The following is a 22,807-nucleotide window of genomic DNA, read 5'->3' on the forward strand; positions in this document are numbered from 1 at the left end:
ACTCCACCACACCGGGGAGCTGCCGCCGTCGTGCGGCACGCGCGCGTGCGCACCCCACACGGTGCACACGCCTCTCCTCACCCGCAGAACTCACTGCATCGCTGGCTCACCGATTCGCTGAATCACTGAGAGTGGAGTGCTCGCCGTTATGAAGACCTCTCGTATCGCCTCCCGCGTCGCCGCCACCGCCGCCGTCGCCGGTTGCGCCGTCCTCGTCCTGTCCTCGCCCGCCCTCGCGCACGTCAGCGTCGCCGCCGAGGGCAGCGCCGCCAAGGGCGGCTACGCGGTCGTCGACTTCAAGGTCCCCAACGAGCGGGACGACGCCTCGACCACCAAGCTCGAGGTCGCCTTCCCGACCGACCACCCGCTGGCCTCCGCGATGCCGGAGCCGATCAACGGCTGGAAGATCGACGTCACCAAGGCGAAGCTCGCCAAGCCCATCACGATGCACGGCAAGCAGATCTCCGAGGCCGTCTCCAAGATCACCTGGACCGCCACCGGCAAGGGCATCGAGACCGGCTACTTCCAGAAGTTCCCGGTCTCCGTCGGCGCGCTGCCCGAGGATGCCGACGAACTCGTCTTCAAGGCGATCCAGACGTACTCCAACAAGGAGGTCGTGCGCTGGATCGAGGTCCAGGAGGACGGCGCGGAGGAGCCGGAGAACCCGGCCCCGGTGCTGACCCTGGCCGCCGCCTCCGAGGACGGCCACCACGGCACGAGCGCCGAGGAAGCCTCCGACAAGTCCGACGACGCCAAGGCCACCGCCACGACGACCGAGGCCGCCTCCGACTCCGGTAGCAGCGACACCACCGCCCGGGTCCTCGGCGTGGTCGGCATCGCCGTCGGCGCCGCCGGTGTGGCGTACGGCGTGCTCGCCGGCCGCCGTCGGACGACGACCGACGCCTGATCCCGCACTCTGTACCTGCTCGACCGCCGCGCGCACCGGGGCCCGACCCGTACGGTTCCCTTCGCACCTCGGGGTCCACGGGTCCCTCCGGGCCGTAGGACCCCGGGCCATAGGACCCCGGTGCGCGCCGGATTTCATACATCTGGGACATTTCTCTATGCGCAAGAAGACGTTCGCCGTGGCCGCGCTGCTCGCCGCCGCCACCCTCACCCTCTCCGCCTGCGGCAGCGGGGGCAGTGACAGCGGCAGCCCCGTCGCCGTCGTCTCCGCAGACACCTCGCAGCAGGCCGCGACCGTGCTCGACCAGCCCTTCACCAAGCCCGACCTGGTCCTCACCGACACCCAGGGCAAGCCGTACGACCTCCGCAAGGAGACCGCCGGCCACCCCACGCTGATCTACTTCGGCTACACCAACTGCCCGGACGTCTGCCCGCTGACGATGAGCAACATCGCCGTCGCCAAGAAGCAGTTGCCCAAGGCCGAGCAGGACGAGCTGCGCATCGTGTTCGTCACCACCGACCCGGACCGTGACACCCCGGTCGCGCTCGGCAAGTGGCTCAAGGGCATCGACCCCCAGGTCGTCGGCCTGTCGGGGAAGTTCGCCACCATCCAGGCCGCCGCCCGCACCGTCGGCATCTCCGTCGAGGCGCCGCACAAGGACAAGAACGGCAAGATCGTCTCCACCCACGGCACCCAGGTCGTCGCCTTCTCCCCGAAGACGAACGGGGGATACCTCCTGTACGGCGAGGAGGCCACGGTCGACGACTACACCAAGGACCTCCCCAAGATCATCAAGGGCGAGAACCCGTGAGGCACCCGCTGGGGACCACAGCCCGTACCACCGCCGTGACCAGCGCCGCGATCGCCGGCTCCCTGCTCCTGGCCGGCTGTGGTTCGGGCTCCGACGGCACGTCCGACGGCACGGCGGAACTGTCCGTCGAGTCCGCCTACATACCGCAGCCCGTCTCCGACACCATGGCCGCCGGTTTCCTCACCATCGTCAACAAGGGCGCTGCGAAGGACGAGCTGACCTCCGTCACCAGTACCGCGGCGGGCAGCGTCACCCTCCACGAGACCGTCGGGTCGTCGATGGAGGAGGTCACGGCCCTCGATGTGCCCGCACACGGTCAACTCGTGTTCAAGAGCGGCGAGAACCATCTGATGTTCGAGAAGCTGAAGAGCAAGCCGGTGCAGGGCGAGACGGTGACCGTCGAACTGCACTTCGCCGCATCCGACCCCGTCAAGGTCGAGATTCCGGTGGAGTCCGCCACGTACAACCCGAAGACCGGCCACTGAGGGAGGGACCACCTTGACGCAGACCATCGCCCCCCGCGTCCGAACGCTCGTGCTGCTGTTCCTGGCGGTCACCGGCGCGCTTCTCGCCGGCGCCGGACCCGCCTCCGCGCACGCCGCGCTGACCGGCAGCGACCCCACGCAGGGGGTGGTGGTCGACAAGGCACCCACCCAGGTGACGCTGACCTTCTCCGAGACCGTCTCGCTGAACGACGACTCGCTGCGCGTCCTCGACCCCAAGGGCACCCGCGTCGACAGCGGCAAGCCCGCGGGCACGAGCGGCACGTCGTACGCGGTGCAGTTGCATTCGGGGCTGCCCGACGGCACGTACACGGTGACCTACCAGGTGGTGTCCGCCGACAGCCACCCCGTCGCCGGCGCCTACACCTTCTCCATCGGCTCCCCCTCCAAGACCAGCGTCTCGGTGTCCGACCAGGAGGCCGGCGGCGGAGTCGTCGGCTGGCTCTACGGCTTCGGGCGGTACGTGTCGTACGCCGGGTTCATGGTGATGGTCGGCGGGGCCGCCTTCGTACTGGCCTGCTGGCAGCGCGGCTCCGGGGTGCGGGCGGTACAGCGGCTCGTCGTCTCCGGCTGGCTCGCGATGACCGCGGCCACCCTGTTCCTGCTGCTCCTGCGCGGCTCCTACACCAGCTCGGGCAAGGTCGGCGACGTCTTCGACCTCGACCTCCTCGGGCAGGTCCTCCAGACCAAGACCGGCGCGGCCATGGTCTCCCGGCTGCTGCTGCTCGCCGCGGCCGCGCTGTTCATCGCCGTGCTCTTCGGCGCTTACGCCCGCCCGTCTCCCACCACCACCCTGAACGACGGCGCTACGCGCCGCCCCCTTGATTCAAGGGAAGCCGAGGAGAAGCGGGACCTGACCTTCGGGCTCGCCATCGGCGGCACCGTCGTCGCCGCCGGGCTCGCGGCGAGCTGGGCCATGGCCGAGCACGCCTCGACCGGCCTGCAGCCCGGCATCGCGATGCCCGTCGACGTACTGCACCTGCTGGCGGTCGCGACCTGGCTCGGCGGGCTCACCGCGCTCCTCGTCGCGCTGTACCGGGCGCCCGCCGACCGGGCCGTCGAGGGCTCGGCCGTCCGCCGCTTCTCCCAGGTCGCCTTCGGCAGCGTCCTCGCCGTGATCGCCACCGGGGTCTACCAGTCCTGGCGTCAGCTCGGCTCCTGGTCCGCCTTCACCGACACCCGCTACGGACAACTGCTGCTCATCAAGATCGGCCTCGTGGCGCTGCTCGTCGGCATCGCGTGGATCTCCCGACGCTGGACGGCCCAACTGGCGGATACGACCGCCAGGACGGCGGCGCTGACCTCCGCATCCGAGGGCCCCGCACCCGAGACAGTGTCTGGGAGCGCGTCCGAGACGGCGTCCGAGCCAGGGTCTGAGGCGGTGTCCGAGGCGGTGTCCGAGTCCGCGCCCGAGAAGGAGCGCGTCACGGCAGCGGCGGCGACCGGGACCGGCGACTCCGTCGCGGCAGCCTCCGGCGACACGCAGAGCGGCTCCAGCGCCGCCGACTCCGGCTCCTCCGAGGGCATGAAGTCCGGCTCCGAGGGCACGAAGCGGGCCGCGCAGCTCGCCCGGCAGCAGGCCGCCGTCGACGCCACCCGGCAGAAGCGGCTGCGGGACTCCGACCCTGCCCGCTTCGGCCTGCGCCGCTCGGTGCTCGCCGAGGCAGGCGTCGCGGTCGTGCTGCTCGCCGTCACCACCGTCCTGACGTCGACCGAACCCGGCCGTACGGAGCAGGACGCCGCCAAGGCCAACAAGTCCTCCGCGTCCTCTTCTTCGTCCTCCTCGGCGGACTCCACCTCGGGCGCCCTGACGCTGGACATGTCGTTCGACACCGGCGGCACCGACGGCAAGGGCGTGGTCAGCGTCGACCTCGACCCCGCGCGCGCCGGTGCCAACGAGATGCACGTCTACGTGACCCGGCCCAACGGCCGCGCCTTCGACGTACCCGAGGTCAAGGTCGCCTTCACCCTCGAAGCCAAGGGCATCGGGCCGCTGCCCGTCAGCCCCGACCGCATCACCACCGGCCACTGGGCGGCGACCGGAGTGCAGATCCCCCTGGCCGGCGAATGGAAGATCGCCGTGACCGTGCGGACCTCCGACATCGACCAGGTGACCGTCTCCAAGAACGCGCAGATCGGCTGAACCGCACCATGCCCGACCAGTCCATTCCGCAGACCCGCACCCCCGTGGACGACGAGGGCGCCCCCTCGGGAACCTCCTCGGAGACCCCCTCCCCCAAGGGCCTGACGCGGCGCCGGCTGCTCGGCACCGCCGGCACCACCGGGCTCGTGCTCGGCGCGGCCGGCGGCGCCGTGGGCTATGCGGCCGCACCCTCGCAGGCGACGCCACTGTCCTCGATCGGGGCCGAGGAGGTGATGTTTCACGTGAAACACCAGCCCGGCATCACCCAGGGCCTCCAGGCGCGCGGTCACCTGATCGCCTTCGACCTCGCGGCCGGCGCGGGCCGCAAGGAGGCCGCCGCGCTGCTGCGCCGCTGGTCGGAGACGGCCCGGCGGCTGATGGCGGGCGAGGCCGCGAAGGACGGCGACACAGACGTGGCGCGGGACGCCGGCCCCTCCTCGCTGACGGTCACCTTCGGCTTCGGCAACAGCTTCTTCGCCCGCACCGGTCTGGAGAAGCAGCTCCCGGTCGCGCTGGACCCGCTCCCCGACTTCTCCTCCGACCACCTCGACAAGGCCCGCAGCAACGGCGACCTGTGGGTGCAGATCGGCGCGAACGACGCTCTGGTGGCCTTCCACGCCCTGCGCGCGATCCAGAAGGACGCGGGCAGCGCGGCGAAGGTCCGCTGGCAGATGAACGGCTTCAACCGGACGCCGGGCGCGACCGCCCACCCCATGACGGCCCGCAACCTGATGGGCCAGTTGGACGGCACCCGCAATCCCAAGCCGGCCGAGTCCGACTTCGACGAACGCCTCTTCGTCCCGGCGGCCGGCACCAAGGACCCGGCGTGGATGGCGAACGGCTCCTACGCCGTCGTACGCCGTATCCGCATGCTCCTCGACGACTGGGAGAAGCTGTCGCTCACGGCGCAGGAGCAGGTCATCGGGCGTAAGAAGTCCGACGGGGCGCCGCTGTCGGGCGGCGGCGAGACGACTGCGATGGACCTGGAGAAGACCGACGCGAACGGCGATCTGGTCGTCCCGATCAACGCGCACGCCCGCATCACCCGCCCCGACGAGAACGGCGGCGCGGCCATGCTGCGGCGGCCCTTCTCCTACCACGACGGCATCGACGCGGACGGCACGCCGGACGCGGGCCTGCTCTTCGTCTGCTGGCAGGCGGACCCGCTGCGCGGCTTCGTCACCGTGCAGCGAAAGCTGGACCGCGGCGACGCCCTGTCGAAGTACATCCGCCACGAGTCGAGCGGCCTGTTCGCGGTGCCGGGCGGCGCGGCCGAGGGGGAGTACGTGGGCCAGCGACTGCTGGAAGCGTGAGATGACGGCTGGGGTGACGGGTGGAGGGTGAAGTGACGGGTGAGGTGAAGCGCGAGGTTACGCCCCGTCGCGCGGATTCATTCCTGCGAGGGGCTGTCATACAGATACGTCGGCCCCGGCTCGGCAAGGGCCATTAGGGTGAGGTCATGCCAGCCAGCTATGCCTATCTCGGCCCCGAGGGCACCTTCACGGAGGTCGCCCTGCGCACGCTTCCGGAGGCGGCCACCCGGCAGCTGATCCCGTACGTGTCGGTGCAGTCCGCGCTCGACGCGGTGCGCACCGGCGAGGCCGAGGCCGCGTTCGTGCCCATCGAGAACTCCGTCGAGGGCGGGATCACCACGACCCTGGACGAGCTGGTCGCGGGCGCGCCGCTGACGATCTACCGCGAGGTGCTGCTGTCGATCACCTTCGCGCTGCTGGTCCGGCCCGGCACGAAGATGACGGACATCAAGACGGTGTCCGCGCATCCGGCCGCGCAGCCGCAGGTGCGCAACTGGCTGAAGGCGAACCTCCCGGACGCCCTCTGGGAGTCGGCCGCCTCGAACGCGGACGCCGCCCGCCTGGTCCAGGAAGGCCGTTACGACGCCGCGTTCGCTGGCGAGTTCGCGGCCGCCCGCTATGGCCTCACGGCCCTGGAGACCGGGATCCACGACGCCGAGAACGCGCAGACCCGGTTCGTGCTGGTGGGCCGGCCCGCCCGGCCCGCGGCGCCGACCGGCGCGGACAAGACATCCGTCGTGCTGTGGCCGCGCGACGACCATCCCGGCGGCCTGCGCGACCTGCTGGGCGAGTTCGCCACCCGGGGCGTCAACCTGATGCTGCTGCAGTCCCGGCCGACGGGCGCCGGCATCGGCAACTACTGCTTCTGCGTCGACGCCGAGGGGCATATCTCGGACCGCCGGATGGCCGAGGCGCTCATGGGGCTGAAGCGGATCTGCAGCGAGGTGCGCTTCCTGGGCTCGTATCCGCGTGCGGAGGTGAGCCCGGCGGACCTGCCGGCTCCGCTGCCCGGGACCTCGGACGGGGAGTTCATGGCGGCGTCGGACTGGGTGGCGCGCTGCCAGGACGGCCGCTTCTAGCCGGTCCTACCTGCATATCTTCGTTATCCACAGAAGTTATCCACAGGGCGGCTTCTCGACCTGGGGACAAGTCGACAACAAAGCACCGTTCGGTCGACAAATCGGCCTGGACCCTCTCGGGGCGACTCGCAACCCGCGCGTCACCCTTCGTCCACCTGTTTCCTTCGATCAATCCCTTAGGGCGACCTATTTCCACCCGAAAGTGGTCGCGGGCCGGGTTCGGGCAAGGAATTCATGGCAGGCAATCGAGCCTCCGAATGATCAATTCCCGTGTCCACAGATCTTTCGCACACCCTGTGGATAACTATTCCGAGCGCGTGGACGCCTGTGGACAACGCCACCTTCAAGTCCCCTCCCGCACAAGGAAATCGAGTCAACGAGACGCCCGCCACATGCCCCGTCCCAGGGAGTGAGACGCTTTTCATTGACACGCACGGCAATTACCCCATAGCGGAACGTAAGCCATGAATCGGAACCCCGGCCCGCCATTCGGAATGGCGATCGGAATGGTGAGTCGTGAGCCGCAACCCCGCACGGGTAGCCTTGGCCGCGTGATTGACCTTCGCCTGCTCCGTGAGGACCCCGACCGTGTGCGCGCGTCCCAGCGCGCCCGTGGAGAGGACGTCGCGCTCGTCGACGCTCTCCTGTCCGCCGACGAGCGGCGCAGGTCGTCCGGCGTCCGCTTCGACGAGCTGCGCGCCGAGCAGAAGTCGCTCGGCAAGCTCATCCCCAAGGCCTCCGCGGACGAGAAGGCCGAGCTGCTGAAGCAGGCGAGCCAGCTCGCCGCCGACGTCAAGGTGGCCGACGCCGAGCGCGACGCCGCCGACACCGAGACCCAGGAACTCCTGCAGAAGCTCGGCAACCTCGTGCACCCCGACGTGCCCGTGGGCGGCGAGGAGGACTTCGTCACCCTCGAGACGCACGGCGAGATCCGCGACTTCGGCGCCGAGGGCTTCGAGCCCAAGGACCACCTGGAGCTCGGCCAGATCCTCGGCGCGATCGACGTCGAGCGCGGCGCGAAGGTCTCCGGCTCCCGCTTCTACTTCCTCACCGGCGTCGGCGCCCTGCTGGAGCTGGCCCTCGTCAACGCGGCGATCGCGCAGGCCACGGCCGCCGGCTTCACGCCGATGCTCACCCCGGCCCTGGTCCGCCCGCAGTCCATGGCGGGCACCGGCTTCCTCGGCCAGGCCGCCCAGGACGTCTACCACCTCGACAAGGACGACCTCTACCTCGTCGGCACCTCCGAGGTCCCCCTCGCCGCGTACCACATGGACGAGATCATCGACGCGGACAAGCTCCCGCTGCGCTACGCGGGCTTCTCGCCCTGCTTCCGCCGCGAGGCCGGCTCGCACGGCAAGGACACCAAGGGCATCTTCCGCGTCCACCAGTTCGACAAGGTCGAGATGTTCTCGTACGTCACGCCCGAGGACTCCCAGGCCGAGCACCAGCGCCTGCTGGCGTGGGAGAAGCAGTGGCTGACCTCCCTGGAGCTGCCGTTCCGCGTGATCGACGTCGCCTCCGGTGACCTCGGCTCCTCGGCCGCCCGCAAGTACGACTGCGAGGCGTGGATCCCCACCCAGGGCAAGTACCGCGAGCTGACCTCGACCTCGGACTGCACCGAGTACCAGTCCCGCCGCCTGTCGATCCGCGTCCGCGAGGGCAAGCAGGTCCGCCCGCTGGCCACGCTGAACGGCACGCTGTGCGCCGTCCCGCGCACGATCGTCGCCATCCTGGAGAACCACCAGCAGGCCGACGGTTCCGTGTACGTGCCCGAGGTGCTGCGCCCGTACCTCGGCGGCCGGGAGGTCCTGGAGCCGGTGGCCAGGTGACCGCCGGCTTCCCCTACCGCCTGATCGCGACCGACCTCGACGGGACGCTGCTGCGCTCCGACGGGTCGGTCTCGCGGCGCACCCGTGACGCCCTCGCCGCGGCCACCGCGGCGGGCGCCGCGCACATCGTGGTCACGGGTCGCTCGGTCCCCTGGACCAAGTACATCCTCGAGGACCTCGGCTACCGGGGCCTCGCGGTCTGCGGCCAGGGCGCCCAGGTCTACGACGCCGGCGAGCACCGCCTGCTGACGTCGGTGACCCTGGACCGGCAACTGGCCGGCCTGGCGCTGGCCAAGATCGAGGCGGAGGTCGGCCCGCTGTACCTGGCGGCGAGCCGTGACGGCCTGGACGGAGACGTGCTGGTCGGCCCCGGTTACGCGGTCACCGGCACCCTTCCGGCGACACCGTTCACGGACGCGTCCGACCTCTGGTCCGCCCCGCTGAACAAGATCTACATACAGCATCCGACGCTGTCGGACGACGCGCTGGCCGAGGCGGCCCAGGAGGCCGCGGGCGGCTTCGTCGGTGTCGCGATGGCCGGCGAGGGCATCGTGGAGCTACTCCCCCTCGGCCTCTCCAAGGCCACGGGCCTCTCCCTGGCCGCCCGCCGCCTGGGCCTGAAGCCCGCCGACACGATCGCCTTCGGCGACATGCCCAACGACATCCCCATGTTCGCCTGGTCCGCCCACAGCGTAGCCATGGCCAACGCCCACCCCCAACTGAAGGCCGTAGCAAACGAACTGACGTCCTCGAACGAGGCCGACGGCGTCGCGGTGACAGTAGAACGGCTTCTGAGCTAGCGCCTGCTGGGACGGGCGCATGCTGGGGGGCGGGTGCCGGCTGGGGCGGGTGCCGACGGTCCCCGATCGCCGGAGGCGATCAGGGGCGCGGGGAACTGCGCGACCAGCCACGATGCACCCGCACCCACCCACACACCTACCCGGCCCAGTCCCATCGGCCCGGCCAATCCTCCGGGTGGGCGGCCCACGCGAGAGCGACTTCGCGTGCTCGAAGCGGCCGCCCCGGGCAGCTCCCCTGTGTGGGGCGGGTCGACGGAGGAGTAACTACTCCGGAGCCCGCCCCCGGCTGCCCTGAAGGGAGCTGGACGTACTGCCCGTGCATGGGCATCGTCCCGCTCCTCTCCCGGTCGGTGGCGCCGGATTTCTTCCGGCGCTGGGGGTACAACCACTGTGCCCGGCAGGCGAGTTGGACGCCAACGAATAAACCGGCCGTACGAGCCGTACGACGAGCGGGCCCGAGCGGTGACTACCGGCGGCGCCACCAGCGTCGACGCGCCTTGCTGAAGAACCAGCCCGCGGGCGGATCGTCGGAACGCCACGGCTGCGGCTCGGGCTTCTCCGCGCGCCAGCGCGCTGCCAGCATCCGGGCCCGGGCGGACGGCTCGGACGTCTCGGCGGCCCGTATGAAGTCCTCGTCCAGGACGAGGTCGTCCCAGACCTCGCTCTCGGACCGCCCGCGACCGCCGCTCACCGGATTGTCGTCCGCCATCCCCGTCCTCCTGGCCGTATCCGCTCCGCATCAGTGTGCCGGGACCGGGTGAAGCCGCCGTCAAGACCGAACGCCCCACCCGGCAGGACCCGTCACTCCTGGCTCGTCACTCCTCGCCCGCCAGCTTCAGCGTCCGCAGCTTCTGTCCCGCGTACCAGGTGGCCAGCACGGTCACCACGACCAGCAGCACCGTCGCCGTCGTCAGTCCGACGTCCGAGGTGACGAGGTCCCCGCCGGCCACCTTGTGGGCGACGGCCAGCGACCACTGCTGGACGCTGAGCGTGCGCGCACCCGGCACCAGGGACCCGAACAGGGCCTCCCAGACGAGGGCGTAGACGAGGCCGAAGACCACCGCGTGCCGCGACACCGTGCCCAGCAGCAGGAAGACGGCCGCGTAGGCGATGGAGGAGACCAGCGCGGCCACCGTGTAGGCGACGGCGATCTGCTGGCCGTTGCCGTTGAGGATGAATCCGGCGATGAGCGTGGGCAGCGCCGAGAACACCATCGTCACCGCGATCGCCACGATGAGCTTGGTGAAGATGATCGTCGGCCGCTTCAGCGGCTTGGACAGCAGGTACACCACGGAGCCGTCGTCGATCTCCGGGCCGATCGCGCCCGTGCCGGCGATGACGCCGATGATCGGCACCATCGTGGCCAGCGCGAGCCCGCCGAGCAGGTCGGACGCGGTCTGGTCGTCGGCTCCGGCGAGGCCGCGCACGACCACGGAGATCGCGATCAGCAGCAGGGGCAGAGCGCTGAGGATGAGGGCCCGGCGACGGCCGAGCAGGGCCCGGTAGGTGAGCCGGGCGACTGTGGGGTCGTACATCTTGGGCCTCCTACGCCGCGACGAGATACGAGAAGACGGACTCGAGGGACTCGTCGGACGGCGAGACCGTGAGCAGCCGGATGCCGTGGTCGCGGGCGACCCTCGGCAGCAGGGCCGTGAAGCGGCCGAAGTCGACGGCCTGGACGCGCAACGCGCCCTCGGCGACGTCGACTTCGATGCCGGCCGTCGACGGGTCGGCGATCAGCGCGGCCGCGAGTGCCCGGTCGTCGCTGGAACGCACCAGGTAGCGGTGCGGGCGGTCGGTCATCAGACGGCGGATCTTGCGGAAGTCGCCGCTCGCCGCGTGCCGGCCCGCGACGACGACCTCGATGTGCCGGGCGAGCTGCTCGACCTCTTCGAGGATGTGCGACGAGAACAGCACCGTGCGGCCCTCGTCGCCCATGCGTCGCAGCAGGTCCATGAGCTGCATGCGCTGGCGCGGGTCCATGCCGTTGAAGGGCTCGTCGAGCAGGAGCAGCGAGGGCTCGTGGACCAGCGCCGAAGCCATCTTCACGCGCTGGCGCATGCCCTTGGAGTACGTGGAGATCTTGCGGTCCTGCGCGTACTCCATCTCGACCGTGGCCAGCGCCTTCTGGGCGGCCTTCGTGCCGAGTCCGTGCAACTCGGCGTTGGCGACGACGAATTCGCGGCCGGTGAGGAAGTCGTACATCGCCTCGCGCTCGGGGACGATGCCGATGTGCCGGTAGATCTCCTCGTTGCGCCAGACCGGCTGCCCGTCGAGGGTGACCGTGCCGGTGGAAGGGGCCAGGAAGCCGCCCATCATGTTGATGAGGGTGGACTTTCCGGCGCCGTTGGGGCCGAGCAGGCCGGTGACGCCGGGGCCGACGGTCATGGTGATGTCGTTGACGGCGACCACGTTGCCGAACCAGCGGGAGACGTGGTCGATGCTGAGCGTGGTCACAGGCCCACCTTCTGGTAGCGGCGGATCAGGAGGCCATAGCTCGCGGCGATCAGGCCGAGGACGACGAGGACGTAGACCACGCCCTCTCCGTCGGTCGGGCCGACTCCGCCCGGGAAGGCGGAGGCCGCGCCCAGGAAGGCCGACTGCACCCCGTCGATGAGCGTGACCGGCGAGAACAGGCCGATCCAGGGGATGGAGCCGGTGCTGCTCTGCGCGTCGGCGATGGCCTGGAGCGTGGAGACGGCGCCGTAGGAGATGGTCAGGACGGCGATGACGGCGGCGATGCCGAAGCCGCGCCGCGGGGTCGCCGAGGCGATGACCAGGCCGATGCCGGCGAAGAGGAGCGAGAGCAGTGCCACGGAGACGAGTCCTTGACCGAATCCCTTGGTCTGGTCGGCGAAGTCGAGCTTGGCCAGCAGCGCGCCCACGTACAGCACCAGCAGCGGGGCCGCGGTGAGGACGAAGATCGCCGAGGCCAGGGCGGCGAACTTCGCGCGCACGTAGTCCGCGGTCTCGATGGGCCGCGAGAAGTACAGCGGCACGGTCTTGAAGCGCAGGTCGCGCGAGACGGACTGGGGCGCCTGCGAGGCGACGTACAGGCTGATGACGGCCTGCAGGATGATCGCGTAGCGCGTGTAGTCGACGGGCAGTTCCTTGGCCTTCGTGGCGACCGCGACGGCGACCATGATGGCCGCGGGCACGCACATCACCACGAAGAGCAGCATCGGCAGCACCTTGGACTTCACCGAGCGGCCGAAGCCGTAGGCGCCGCGCAGGGACTGCGAGTAGAGGGACCGGCGGGCGTAGGCGCGGCCCAGGCGGGGGCCGTCGTAGCTGCGGTAGCCGATGTTGTGGATGCGGGTCTGGTCGCCCGAGGGGGCGACCGGGTGCTCAACTGCCATGGCCGACGGCCTCCTTCCGCTGCTGGTCGTTGATGGCGTCGCCGTCCGTGAAGACCTCGGAGATGTGGTGCCTGCGCTGTTCCATGCGCACCAGGCCGAGGCCGAGGTCGGCGACCACGTCCCGGACGACGTCGTAGGTGTCCTCGCCCTGTGCGGTCAGCAGCAGGACGTGGCCGGCGCCCGGCAGGCCGATGTTGCCGTCCAGGACGTCCACCCCGCGCGCGTGGAGCGCCTCGCGGACCGCGCGGGTGCCGTCCGGGTGGTCGTCGGTGTCGGTGACCTCGATCGCGAGGGTGGTCGTGGTCTGGGTGAAGTCGGTGGTGGAGCTGGAGCGCAGGAGCTTGCCGCCGTCGACGACCACGACGTGGTCGCAGGTGCGCTCCAGTTCGCCCAGCAGGTGGGAGGTGACCAGGACCGAGATGCCGAAGTCGGTGTGGATGCGGCGGATCAGGCCCAGCATCTCGTCCCGCCCGACCGGGTCGAGGCCGTTGGTCGGCTCGTCCAGGAAGACCAGTTGCGGGTCGTGGACGAGGGCCTGGGCGAGCTTCACACGCTGCTTCATGCCGGTGGAGTAGCCGCCTATGGGGCGGTAGCGCTCCTCGTACAGTCCGACATGGCGCAGGGTGTCCGCGGTGCGCTCACGCGCGGCGGTGGGCGGCAGGCCGGACATGCGGGCCATGTGCACGACGAACTCGGTGGCCGAGACGTCGGGCGGCAGGCAGTCGTGCTCCGGCATGTAGCCGACCCGCTCCCGGATGGCGGCTCCCTTGGTGGCCACGTCGAGGCCGAGCACCTCGGCTCGGCCCTCCGTGGCGGGCGAGAGACCCAGCAGGATCTTGATGAGCGTGGACTTGCCGGCGCCGTTGGCACCGACGAGTCCGGTCACACCGGGTCCGATGTCCATGGACAGCCGGTCGAGCGCGGTCACCCGGGGGTACCGCTTGCTCAGGCTTTCGGTCGCGATCACAGTCACAGCAACGAATGTAGTGACGCACGCCATGGAAATCGTCAGACCTCAGAGCCGTTTTCGCGTCAGACCTCAGATGTACGGGTCCATAGGGGTTCCCCCTGCCTGAGAGCTACGGGGGCTGGCTCTCCGGGGTCCTCAAGGGTTCTCAGGGCTTCCCGCCCCGCCCTATTGACGATTTATCTAACGAGTGTCAGATTCGGCTGCATGGCGACGGCAGCGACGTTGGAAGGCGCGCGTGAGCGCTGGGTGCGCACGGGCGGGATCGAGCTGTGCGTGGCCGAGCTGGGGGACCCCGGGCGGCCGACGGTCGTCCTGGTGCACGGCTACCCGGACAGCAAGGAGGTGTGGTCCGAGCTCGCCGCCCGTCTGGCCGGCCGTTTCCACGTGGTGCTGTACGACGTCCGGGGCCACGGCCGCTCCAGCGCGCCGAAGCCGCTGCGGGGCGGGTTCACCCTGGAGAAGCTGACGGACGACTTCCTGGCGGTCGTGGACGCGGTCAGCCCGGACCGGCCGGTGCACCTGGTGGGGCACGACTGGGGCTCGGTGCAGTCCTGGGAGTTCGTGACCGTGCCGCGCACCGAGGGCAGGATCGCGTCCTTCACGTCGATGTCGGGACCGTCCCTGGACCACCTGGGCCACTGGATCGGCAAGCGTCTGACCAGGCCCACTCCGCGGCGGGTCGGCCAGCTCCTCGGCCAGGGCGCCAAGTCCTGGTACGTGTACGTGCTGCACACCCCCGCCCTGCCCGAACTCGCCTGGCGCGGGCCCCTCGGCAAGGCGTGGCCCGGGCTGCTGCGGCGGATCGAGAAGCTGCCCGGCACCGGCTATCCGACGGCGTCGCTGCCGTCGGACGCGGCCAACGGCGCCTGGCTGTACCGGGACAACGTACGGACCCGGCTGCGCCGCCCGCGCGCGGACGCGCACGCCCACGCGCCCGTGCAGCTCATCACGCCCCTGGGGGACAGGTTCCTGTCGGAGCGGCTGTACGACGAGCTGGAGCAGTGGGTTCCGCGGTTGACCCGGCGCACGCTGCCGGCCCGGCACTGGGTCCCGCGCACCCGCCCCGACCAGCTCGCCTCCTGGATCACGGAGTTCGTCACGTCGGTCGAGGACGGACGGCCGGAGCGGCGGGCCACCGGCCGGCACGCCGAACGCTTCGGCGGGCAGCTCGTGCTGGTCACCGGGGCGGGCAGCGGTATCGGGCGGGCCACGGCGGTGGCGTTCGCCAAGGCGGGCGCGCGCGTGATCGCCGTCGACAGGAACGCGGAGGGCGCGGGCCGGACCGCCGAGATGTCCCGTCTGATCGGCGCGCCCGAAGCGTGGGCGGAGGCGGTGGACGTCTCCGACGAGCAGGCGATGGAGAAGCTCGCGGCGAAGGTGCACGCGGACCACGGCGTGGTGGACGTGCTGGTGAACAACGCGGGCATCGGTCTGTCGGGCTCCTTCTTCGACACGACGCCCGAGGACTGGCGCAGGGTCCTGGACGTCAACCTGTGGGGCGTGATCCACGGGTGCCGTCTCTTCGGCCGGCGGATGGCCGAGCGCGGGCAGGGCGGCCACATCGTCAACACCGCCTCGGCGGCCGCCTATCAACCCTCCAAGGTGCTGCCCGCCTACAGCACCTCCAAGGCGGCGGTCCTGATGCTGAGCGAGTGCCTGCGCGCCGAACTGGCCGGCCAGGGCATCGGCGTCACGGCGGTCTGCCCCGGCCTGGTGAACACCGGCATCACCGCGACGGCGACCTTCGTGGGAGTGGACGCGGAGGAGGAGCGACGCCGTCAGAAGCGCGCCACGCGCGCGTACGGGCTGCGCAACTACCCGCCGGAGAAGGTGGCGGACGCGATCCTGCGGGCGGTCGCGCTCAACAAGGCGGTGGTTCAGGTCACTCCGGAGGCGAAGGCCTCGTATGCCCTGTCGCGGTTCCTGCCAAGGGCGTTGAGGGCGCTGGCGCGGGTGGGACCATCTCTGTGAGCCGCCATGGCCCGTCACGTGATCTTGGTGAAAGCTCCTGAAACGGCGGGTAGTTGTCCACAGAATCTCCAATTAGCCTGTGGATAACTACAGTTGGTTGTGGATCAAACCTCCGGCACAAAATAAATGCGTGATCCACGTCTCTCCCGTCATGCTGAGCGGATGAACGAAAAGGACAGAGAGAACAGCGACGAGAGACGCACCGTGAAGGTGTCGAAGTACCTCTCGAAGCATCTGCGGCACCAGCCCGAGCGCATCGGCCTCACCCTTGACGAGGCAGGCTGGGTGGAGATCGACGAGCTCATCGCCGCGTGCGCCGCGCACCACTTCCACTTCACCCGGGACGAGTTGGACCACGTCGTCGCCGCCAACGACAAGAAGCGCTTCGCGATCGACGGCACCCGAATCCGCGCCAGCCAGGGCCACAGCGTCGAGGTCGACCTCGGACTGCCCCCGGCGACCCCGCCGGCGTACCTCTACCACGGGACCGTGGCCCGCTCACTGGATGCGATCCGGGCCGAGGGGCTGCAACCCATGAACCGGCACGACGTGCATCTCTCTTCCGACCGGGAGACCGCGACCCGGGTCGGCGCCCGCCGAGGCCGTCCCGTGGTCCTCTCCGTCGACGCGGGGGCCATGCACCGCGACGGCCACGTCTTCCACGTCAGCGCGAACGGGGTGTGGCTGACGAAGGCCGTACCGCCGCGGTACCTGCGGTTTCCCGAGCACCACTGATCCCTGGCCGATCACAGGTACGGCTCGCTGCCGTACGTGGTCCACATCGCGCTCAGCCCGTGGCTGCCCCGCCGCGCACGGTGACTGTTTCACGTGAAACACGGTCCGCCGCATACGCTCGATGACATGAGTCTGCGCCTGAGCACCGTGGTCCTTCCGTGCCTCCGCTGGAACGAGGGCGGCCGTTCCGCGTGGACACGGGCCGAGCAGCTCGGCTTCCACACGGCGTACACCTACGACCACCTGTCCTGGCGCAGTTTCCGCGACGGCCCGTGGTTCGGCGCGATTCCGACGCTGACCGCCGCCGCGACCGCCACCGAACGCCTGCGGCTGGGCACGCTGGTGACCTCGGTCAAGGCTTTCTCACCTATCGCGGCGTGACCTGCGAGGATTTCCATCGGTCAGCTATCGCAGCTGTCCCCTCAGATGCCGATGAGCCGGACACGGTCGCCACACAACCGGGCCATGTCGTCGACATCGGAGGTCAGCATGACCACTGGGCCCGGCTGACGCAGAGCCACCTCGGCCACGGTCGCGTCAATCGCGTACTTGTGGCCGTGCAGACCCGCGGCTTTGAGCAGTTCCGCGGACGCCTTCGCCGCGTCCTCGGTCACCAGCTCGACCTTGACGCGGGAGAGCGCCCACCGCAGCCGAGGCATGTTCACCCGCCCGTGGCTGACTTCCACGATGGTGTTGGCTCCGATGACGAAATCGGCACCCACGGCATGGAACATCTGGAACATCGCGAGGATCTTGCGGTCCTGGGCGATCCAGGCAGAAAGCCCCTGGGAGTCCAGGACGACCGTCTCGACGTGCTCGTTCACGCCGCGCTCGCCGAACCGCCCGTATCCGTCGTCCCGAAGATCCTGGAGCGCGCCTCCGCCAACTCCTCCTCGGTGAAGGCCCCGTACTCCTCCTGGTGACGCTGCAGGTCGGCACCGAGCAGTTGGTGCCGCAGCTGACGCGCCACCGCCTCGGCGACATAGCCGGAGACGTTGTCGGTGAGCTTCCTCAGCTCGGCGACCTGCTCGCTCGGCAGCGTCACCGTGATTCGTGTCGTGTCCGCCATGACCCGAGCATACTGCGATATGCGCCCCATGGCCGTATCGCTCGGCACACGTCCGCACGCGGGCGCACCATACACACTGCCAACGACACCGGGGCCATGCTTGCCGAAAGGGAACAGCCGCCGGCATCCGGGTTTGAGGAAGGCGGCGCCGACCCTCCATGATGGGCCTGCCTGGTGAGCGGGACGCGGTGAGGGCCGCCTGGAACACGATGGGGCGAATGAGCGTGGCACGGGTCGTCGTACGAGAACCACGCACCAGCACGAGGATCACGCCACCGCTCGCCACACCGGAGGCAACCGCCTTCGCGGTCGCCCTGCTCGACGGCGGCTGGGCGGCGGTGTTCCTGCCCGGCGAACCCGCCCGCCTCGGACGGCTGCTGCTCTGGAAGCCCACCGGGGCAGCGACTGCAGACGGCACAGCGCCCGAGGGCATCGAATCCGAGTCGGTGGAACTGGTGCTGCCGCACGGCCGGTCGGTCCGACGCCGCAGAGTCGAGGGCTACGCGCTGCCCGCCGCCGTCGCTGTCGCCGCCCTGGCCGACGCCCGGCCGGCGCATCCGTCCGCCGCGGCCTGGCAGGCCGCCTCCCGCTTCGCACTGCGGCTCCTCGCCGACGGCCGTCTCCATCCGACCCTCACCGACGCCGGCTACGACACGTGGCAGGCGGGTCCCCTCACCGCCGTACAGCGGCAGACGCTGGACGCCCTCGGCGCCGCCTTCCCACCCCACGCCCACTGCCTGCCCGAGCCCGGACCGGCTCCACTGCGCATCGCGGAACCGGTCGCGCTGGTACGCCAGTTCTGTGACGCGGTCGCCGACGACATGGTCCGTACTCCGGCCGCTCCGCTCGCCATGGGAGCGCTGCCGTACGCCTGGCGCGAGACGCGTGCCGTGCCCGCGCTGCGGGAGTGGGCCGAGGAGACCGCCGCCGCGTTCACCGCCGACGTCGGCGTCTCGCTGCGGGTCGACGTACCCGAGGGTCGGCGTCGGCAGTTCCGGGCCGTTCTGCAGTTGCACACCGCGGCGGATCCGGCGCTCGTCGTAGAGGCCGCACGGCTGTGGAACGAGCCGTCCGAGACCGAGCGCCTCCTCGGCCCTCGCGCCGAGACCGAGACGCTGCTCGCACTGCGCCGCGGCGCCCGCGCCTGGCCTCCGCTCGACCGGCTGCTGAAGGACGCCGCTCCGGACCAGCTGCGGCTGACCGACGACGAAGCCTTCGACCTGCTGGGCGACGCCACCGACACGCTGCGCGCCGCCGGTATCGACGTGCACTGGCCTCGCGAGCTGGTCAAAGCGCTCAGCGCGACTGCCGAGATCGGGCAGCGCACCGCGCCCGGCTCCAGTGCCGGTGGTCTGCTCGACGCCGACGCCCTCCTCGACTTTCGCTGGCAGCTCTCGCTCGGCGGTGAGCCGCTCACCGAGGCCGAGATGGACGCCCTCGCCGAGGCACGCCGCCCCCTCGTCAGACTGCGCGACCAATGGGTGGTCGCCGACCCGAAGCTGGTGGCCCGCGCCAGACGCCGCCGAATGGAACCGCTCACTCCCATGGAGGCCCTGGGCGCCGCGCTGACCGGCGAGGTGGAGCGGGACGGGGAGACGATCACCTGCGCTGCGGTCGGGGCGCTCGGCGACCTCGTCGCCCGTATCCGCGACCCCGAATCCCGCACGCCCACCGGCCAGCCCGCCGCTCTGAAGGCCACACTGCGCGACTACCAGAAGCGGGGCCTGGCCTGGCTGGCCGAGATGTGCGAGCTCGGTCTCGGCGGCTGTCTCGCCGACGACATGGGCCTGGGCAAGACCATCACCCTGCTCTCCCTGCACCTGCATCGCCAGACCGACCCCTCCACCGCGGGCCCCACCCTCGTCGTCTGCCCCACCTCCCTGCTCGGCAACTGGCAGCGCGAGGCCGCCAGGTTCGCGCCGGCCACCCCCGTGCGCCGCTACCACGGCGGCGACCGCCACCTGAAGGACCTGGCCGTGGACGAGATCGTCCTGGTCACCTACGGAGTGCTGCGCCGCGATCGCGATGCCCTCGCCGAGAACGCCTGGTCACTGATCGCCGCCGACGAGGCACAGCACGTCAAGAACCCCTACGCCGTCACCGCCCGCGAACTGCGCGCCCTCCCCGCCCGCGCCCGCGTCGCCCTCACCGGTACCCCCGTGGAGAACAACCTCTCCGAACTGTGGGCTCTCCTCGACTGGACCACCCCCGGACTCCTCGGCCCCCTCGCCGCCTTCCGCGACCGCCACGCCCGCGCGATCGAGTCGGGCGAGGACCCGCGGGCCGCCGAACGGCTGTCCCGTCTCGTCCGCCCCTTCCTGCTGCGCCGCAGGAAGTCCGACCCGGGCATCGCGCCCGAACTGCCCGCCAAAACCGAGACCGACCGCGTCGTCCCGCTGACCACCGAGCAGGCGAGCCTGTACGAGGCAGTGGTCCGCGAGACCATGGCGAAGATCGCCGAAGCCGACGGCATCGCCCGCCGGGGACTGATCCTCAAGCTCCTCACCGCGCTGAAGCAGATCTGCAACCACCCCGCCCAGTACTTGCGCCAGTCCACACCCCTGCACGGCCGCTCGGGCAAACTCGACCTCCTCGACGAACTCGTCGACACCATCACCGCCGAGGGCGAGTCGGTACTGGTCTTCACCCAGTACAAGCAGATGGCCACCCTCCTGGAGAAACATCTCGCGGAACGAGGCATCCCCACCCTCTTCCTGCACGGCGGCACGCCCGTCACCGCACGCGAGGAGATGGTGGAACGCTTCCAGCGAGGCGAAGTGCCGGTATTCCTGTTGTCGTTGAAGGCGGCCGGCACCGGCCTCAACCTCACCCGCGCCACCCATGTCGTGCACTACGACCGCTGGTGGAACCCCGCTGTCGAGGACCAGGCCACCGACCGCGCCTACCGCATCGGCCAGGACAAGCCCGTCCAGGTCCACAAGCTCATCGCCGAGGGCACCGTGGAGGACAGGGTGGCGAAGCTACTGGAATCCAAGCGGGCGCTCGCCGACGCCGTCGTCGGCTCAGGCGAGGCCACTCTGACCGAACTGTCCGACGCCGACCTCGCCGAACTCGTCGCCCTGGGGAGGCAGTCATGAGCCCGTCCGTCCCCGGACCCCGCCGTGCACCCGGCCGCGGCAGGCGGGCCTTCGCGGCGACGTGGTGGGGTCAGGCGTGGGTGACTGCCCTGGAGGGCTCCACCCTGGATTCGGGGCGTCTGTCCCGCGGACGCACCTACGCCCGCCAGGGCATGGTCGGCGCGGTCACCATCGCCCCGGGCCAGGTCAAGGCCGCCGTCCAGGGCAGCCGTCCGCGCCCGTACCGCTCCGCCGTCCACCTGCCTGTCCTCACCAACGCCCAGTGGGACACCCTCCTCGACACCATCGCGGCCCGAGCCGGGCATCTCGCCGCACTCCTCGACGGTGAGATGCCCGCAGAGCTCATCGACGACGCCCGCCACGCCGACGTCCCCCTCCTCCCGCAACCCACCGAGCTCGACCCCGAGTGCTCCTGCCCCGACTGGGGCCACCCCTGCAAACACGCCGCCGCGCTCTGCTACGCCATCGCCGCCACCATCGACAACGACCCGTTCGTGCTGTTCGCGCTGCGAGGCCGCGGACGGGACGACGTCCTCACGGAGCTGCGCGCACGCCGCACTGCGGGCCGGACCGTCGACGCCCCGCCCGCTCCAGCCGGTATCCACGCGGCCGGCGCCTACGCCGCGTGGACCGCCATGGCCGAACACGATCCGGGGTGGCCCGGCCTGCCCGACCTGCCCGAACCGTCCGACCACGCCGCCGCACTGCCGGTCCCCCCGCCGGTCGGCAGCGGTCTCGCCAGCGCGGACCTGGAGCGTCTGATGACCGATGTCTCAGCACGCGCGGCACGGCTGCTGTCAGGCGACACCACCACCCTGCACCTGACCCAGCACCAGGACGCCGTACGCATCGCCGCGAGCAGCCCCGGCCCCGAGTGGTTCCACCACCTGGTCCAGAACACCGGCGCCAACCCCACCGCCTTCGCCCGTCTCACCCGCGCCTGGCGCCACGGCGGCCCCACCGGCATCACCGTCGCCGAACAGCCCCACAGCCCGGAACCGTCGGCGATGACAGCAGCCCGTACCGCCCTGACCACGGCCCTCGCAGAGATGACCGACACCCCCGTCCGCCTCAGGGCCTGGCGCAACCGCCTCACCCTCCCCGACCACAGCATCCAGCTGCGCCTGGGACCCGACGCCCGCTGGTACCCCTACCTCCAGGAGAACGACGGCGAATGGTGGCCGTCGGCGCCGGCCGACACCGACCCCGTTACCGCGCTCACCGCGATCTGGCAGCGCACCGGGACGTAGTACAAATCCCTCAGCATTGCTCGCAGTCACCGGAGCATAGGGTCGTAGGCATGCGACTGAGCACCGTAATCCTTCCCATCCACAGGTGGGGCGAGGGACAGAAGGTCTGGCAGCGCGCCGAAGACCTCGGCTTTCACACCGCCTACACCTACGACCACCTCTCCTGGCGCACCTTCCGGGACGGCCCGTGGTTCGGGGCGGTACCCACGTTGACCGCAGCAGCTACGGCTACACAGAGTATGCGGTTGGGTACTCTCGTAACCTCGCCGAACTTCCGGCACCCGGTCACCCTCGCCAAGGAGCTGATCTCCCTGGACGACATCTCCCGCGGCCGGGTGATCCTGGGGATCGGCGCGGGCGGCACCGGTTTCGACGCCACCGCCCTCGGCCAGGAACCGTGGACCCCGCGCGAGCGCGCCGACCGGCTCGCCGAGTTCGTGCCGCTGCTGGACCGGCTGCTCACCGAGGACTCCGTGTCCTACGAGGGCGACCACTACTCGGCGCACGAGGCACGCAACATCCCCGGCTGCGTCCAGCGCCCCCGGCTGCCCTTCGCGGTCGCCGCGACCGGACCGCGCGGGCTGCGGCTCGCGGCGCGGTACGGGCAGGCGTGGGTGACGACGGGCGACCCCAAGCTGTACGAGAACGGCACCCCCGAGCAGTCGGTTCAAGCCATTCGCGGCCAGGCCGAGAAGCTGGCCGACGCCTGTGCCGAGCGCGGGCGGGACGTGCAGGAGCTGGACAAGATCCTGCTCACCGGGTTCACCCCGGACCGCGGCCGCCCGCTGGAGTCCCTGGACGCCTTCGTCGATTTCGCCGGACGGCACCAGGAGCTCGGCTTCACGGAGATCGTGGTCCACTGGCCCATCCCGGACTCCGACTTCGCCGCTGACGAGAAGATCTTCGAGCAGATCGCCATGGGGGCCGCGGCGCAGCTGCGCTGACCTCGCCATCAGGTCATCCGTGCCCC

Annotated in this window: 20 protein-coding genes and 1 pseudogene; 14 read left to right on the forward strand and 7 right to left on the reverse strand. The window is 70.6% G+C overall.

Annotated features, from left to right (window positions below; genetic code table 11):
- Positions 1–148: 148 nt before the first annotated feature.
- The 8 genes from OG352_RS21405 to OG352_RS21440 all read left to right on the forward strand — a co-directional run bounded on the left by OG352_RS21405 (position 149) and on the right by OG352_RS21440 (position 9,385).
- The gene (locus OG352_RS21405; protein WP_329218984.1) at positions 149–907 is read left to right on the forward strand and encodes a YcnI family copper-binding membrane protein; all 759 of its coding nucleotides are present in this window, start codon (positions 149–151) and stop codon (positions 905–907) included.
- 157 nt (positions 908–1,064) lie between these two features.
- Positions 1,065–1,718, forward strand: a complete 654-nt coding sequence (locus tag OG352_RS21410; protein WP_329218985.1) for an SCO family protein — start codon at positions 1,065–1,067, stop codon at positions 1,716–1,718.
- Positions 1,715–2,203, forward strand: a complete 489-nt coding sequence (locus OG352_RS21415; RefSeq protein WP_329218987.1) for a copper chaperone PCu(A)C — start codon at positions 1,715–1,717, stop codon at positions 2,201–2,203. Before OG352_RS21410 ends, OG352_RS21415 begins: the two co-directional genes overlap by 4 nt.
- A gap of 13 nt (positions 2,204–2,216) precedes the next feature.
- A complete protein-coding gene (locus OG352_RS21420; RefSeq protein ID WP_329218988.1) occupies positions 2,217–4,364 on the forward strand; it encodes a copper resistance CopC/CopD family protein in 2,148 nt (715 codons plus the stop codon).
- A gap of 8 nt (positions 4,365–4,372) precedes the next feature.
- The gene (efeB, locus tag OG352_RS21425) at positions 4,373–5,677 is read left to right on the forward strand and encodes an iron uptake transporter deferrochelatase/peroxidase subunit (protein WP_329218989.1); all 1,305 of its coding nucleotides are present in this window, start codon (positions 4,373–4,375) and stop codon (positions 5,675–5,677) included.
- A gap of 146 nt (positions 5,678–5,823) precedes the next feature.
- Positions 5,824–6,756, forward strand: coding sequence for a prephenate dehydratase (gene pheA, locus OG352_RS21430; protein ID WP_329218990.1), 933 nt, complete (start codon positions 5,824–5,826; stop codon positions 6,754–6,756).
- Positions 6,757–7,307: 551 nt separating this feature from the next.
- The gene (gene serS, locus OG352_RS21435; protein WP_329218992.1) at positions 7,308–8,585 is read left to right on the forward strand and encodes a serine--tRNA ligase; all 1,278 of its coding nucleotides are present in this window, start codon (positions 7,308–7,310) and stop codon (positions 8,583–8,585) included.
- Positions 8,582–9,385 carry an HAD family hydrolase gene (locus OG352_RS21440; protein ID WP_329218993.1) on the forward strand — a complete coding sequence of 268 codons (804 nt, stop codon included), beginning with the start codon at positions 8,582–8,584 and terminating at the stop codon, positions 9,383–9,385. Before serS ends, OG352_RS21440 begins: the two co-directional genes overlap by 4 nt.
- A gap of 466 nt (positions 9,386–9,851) precedes the next feature.
- On the opposite strand, the gene OG352_RS21445 is transcribed toward OG352_RS21440, so the two are convergent.
- The 5 genes from OG352_RS21445 to OG352_RS21465 form a co-directional block, all read right to left on the reverse strand.
- A complete protein-coding gene (locus OG352_RS21445) occupies positions 9,852–10,094 on the reverse strand; it encodes an SGM_3592 family protein (RefSeq protein ID WP_329218994.1) in 243 nt (80 codons plus the stop codon).
- A 106-nt stretch (positions 10,095–10,200) separates the two neighbouring features.
- On the reverse strand, positions 10,201–10,920 hold the full coding sequence (locus tag OG352_RS21450; RefSeq protein WP_329218995.1) for an ABC transporter permease: 720 nt from the start codon (positions 10,918–10,920) through the stop codon (positions 10,201–10,203).
- A gap of 10 nt (positions 10,921–10,930) precedes the next feature.
- Entirely contained in the window at positions 10,931–11,842 is a 912-nt protein-coding gene (locus OG352_RS21455) for an ABC transporter ATP-binding protein (protein ID WP_329218997.1), read from the reverse strand.
- Positions 11,839–12,744, reverse strand: coding sequence for an ABC transporter permease (locus tag OG352_RS21460; protein WP_329218998.1), 906 nt, complete (start codon positions 12,742–12,744; stop codon positions 11,839–11,841). Before OG352_RS21460 ends, OG352_RS21455 begins: the two co-directional genes overlap by 4 nt.
- Positions 12,734–13,711 carry an ABC transporter ATP-binding protein gene (locus OG352_RS21465; protein WP_329223910.1) on the reverse strand — a complete coding sequence of 326 codons (978 nt, stop codon included), beginning with the start codon at positions 13,709–13,711 and terminating at the stop codon, positions 12,734–12,736. The genes OG352_RS21460 and OG352_RS21465 overlap by 11 nt, the downstream gene beginning before the upstream one ends.
- Before the next feature lie 207 nt (positions 13,712–13,918).
- On the opposite strand from OG352_RS21465, the gene OG352_RS21470 reads away from it, so the two are divergent.
- The 3 genes and pseudogenes from OG352_RS21470 to OG352_RS21480 form a co-directional block, all read left to right on the forward strand.
- Entirely contained in the window at positions 13,919–15,685 is a 1,767-nt protein-coding gene (locus OG352_RS21470) for an SDR family oxidoreductase (RefSeq protein WP_329218999.1), read from the forward strand.
- 162 nt (positions 15,686–15,847) lie between these two features.
- Positions 15,848–16,420 (forward strand): RNA 2'-phosphotransferase, encoded by a 573-nt coding sequence (locus OG352_RS21475; RefSeq protein WP_329219000.1) that lies wholly within the window; start codon positions 15,848–15,850, stop codon positions 16,418–16,420.
- A 126-nt stretch (positions 16,421–16,546) separates the two neighbouring features.
- Positions 16,547–16,792 (forward strand): annotated as a pseudogene (locus OG352_RS21480) (LLM class flavin-dependent oxidoreductase); the annotation flags it as partial.
- Between the two features lie 50 nt (positions 16,793–16,842).
- Here the strand turns inward: OG352_RS21480 and OG352_RS21485 are convergent.
- A complete protein-coding gene (locus OG352_RS21485; protein WP_329219001.1) occupies positions 16,843–17,244 on the reverse strand; it encodes a DNA-binding protein in 402 nt (133 codons plus the stop codon).
- Positions 17,241–17,489: a type II toxin-antitoxin system CcdA family antitoxin gene (locus OG352_RS21490; protein ID WP_329219002.1), complete on the reverse strand. Its 249-nt coding sequence runs from the start codon at positions 17,487–17,489 to the stop codon at positions 17,241–17,243. Before OG352_RS21490 ends, OG352_RS21485 begins: the two co-directional genes overlap by 4 nt.
- Before the next feature lie 218 nt (positions 17,490–17,707).
- On the opposite strand from OG352_RS21490, the gene OG352_RS21495 reads away from it, so the two are divergent.
- From OG352_RS21495 to OG352_RS21505, 3 genes are read left to right on the forward strand one after another with little or no spacing between them, the layout of a single operon-like run.
- Complete coding sequence (locus OG352_RS21495; RefSeq protein ID WP_329219003.1) at positions 17,708–20,587, forward strand: DEAD/DEAH box helicase; 2,880 nt, start codon at positions 17,708–17,710, stop codon at positions 20,585–20,587.
- Positions 20,584–21,837, forward strand: a complete 1,254-nt coding sequence (locus OG352_RS21500) for an SWIM zinc finger family protein (protein ID WP_329219004.1) — start codon at positions 20,584–20,586, stop codon at positions 21,835–21,837. The genes OG352_RS21495 and OG352_RS21500 overlap by 4 nt, the downstream gene beginning before the upstream one ends.
- A gap of 50 nt (positions 21,838–21,887) precedes the next feature.
- Entirely contained in the window at positions 21,888–22,781 is an 894-nt protein-coding gene (locus tag OG352_RS21505; protein WP_329219005.1) for an LLM class flavin-dependent oxidoreductase, read from the forward strand.
- The last annotated feature ends 26 nt before the right edge of the window (positions 22,782–22,807 follow it).

It is taken from the genome of Streptomyces sp. NBC_01485, assembly GCF_036227125.1.
In the GTDB taxonomy this organism is placed as follows: Bacteria; Actinomycetota; Actinomycetes; order Streptomycetales; family Streptomycetaceae; genus Streptomyces.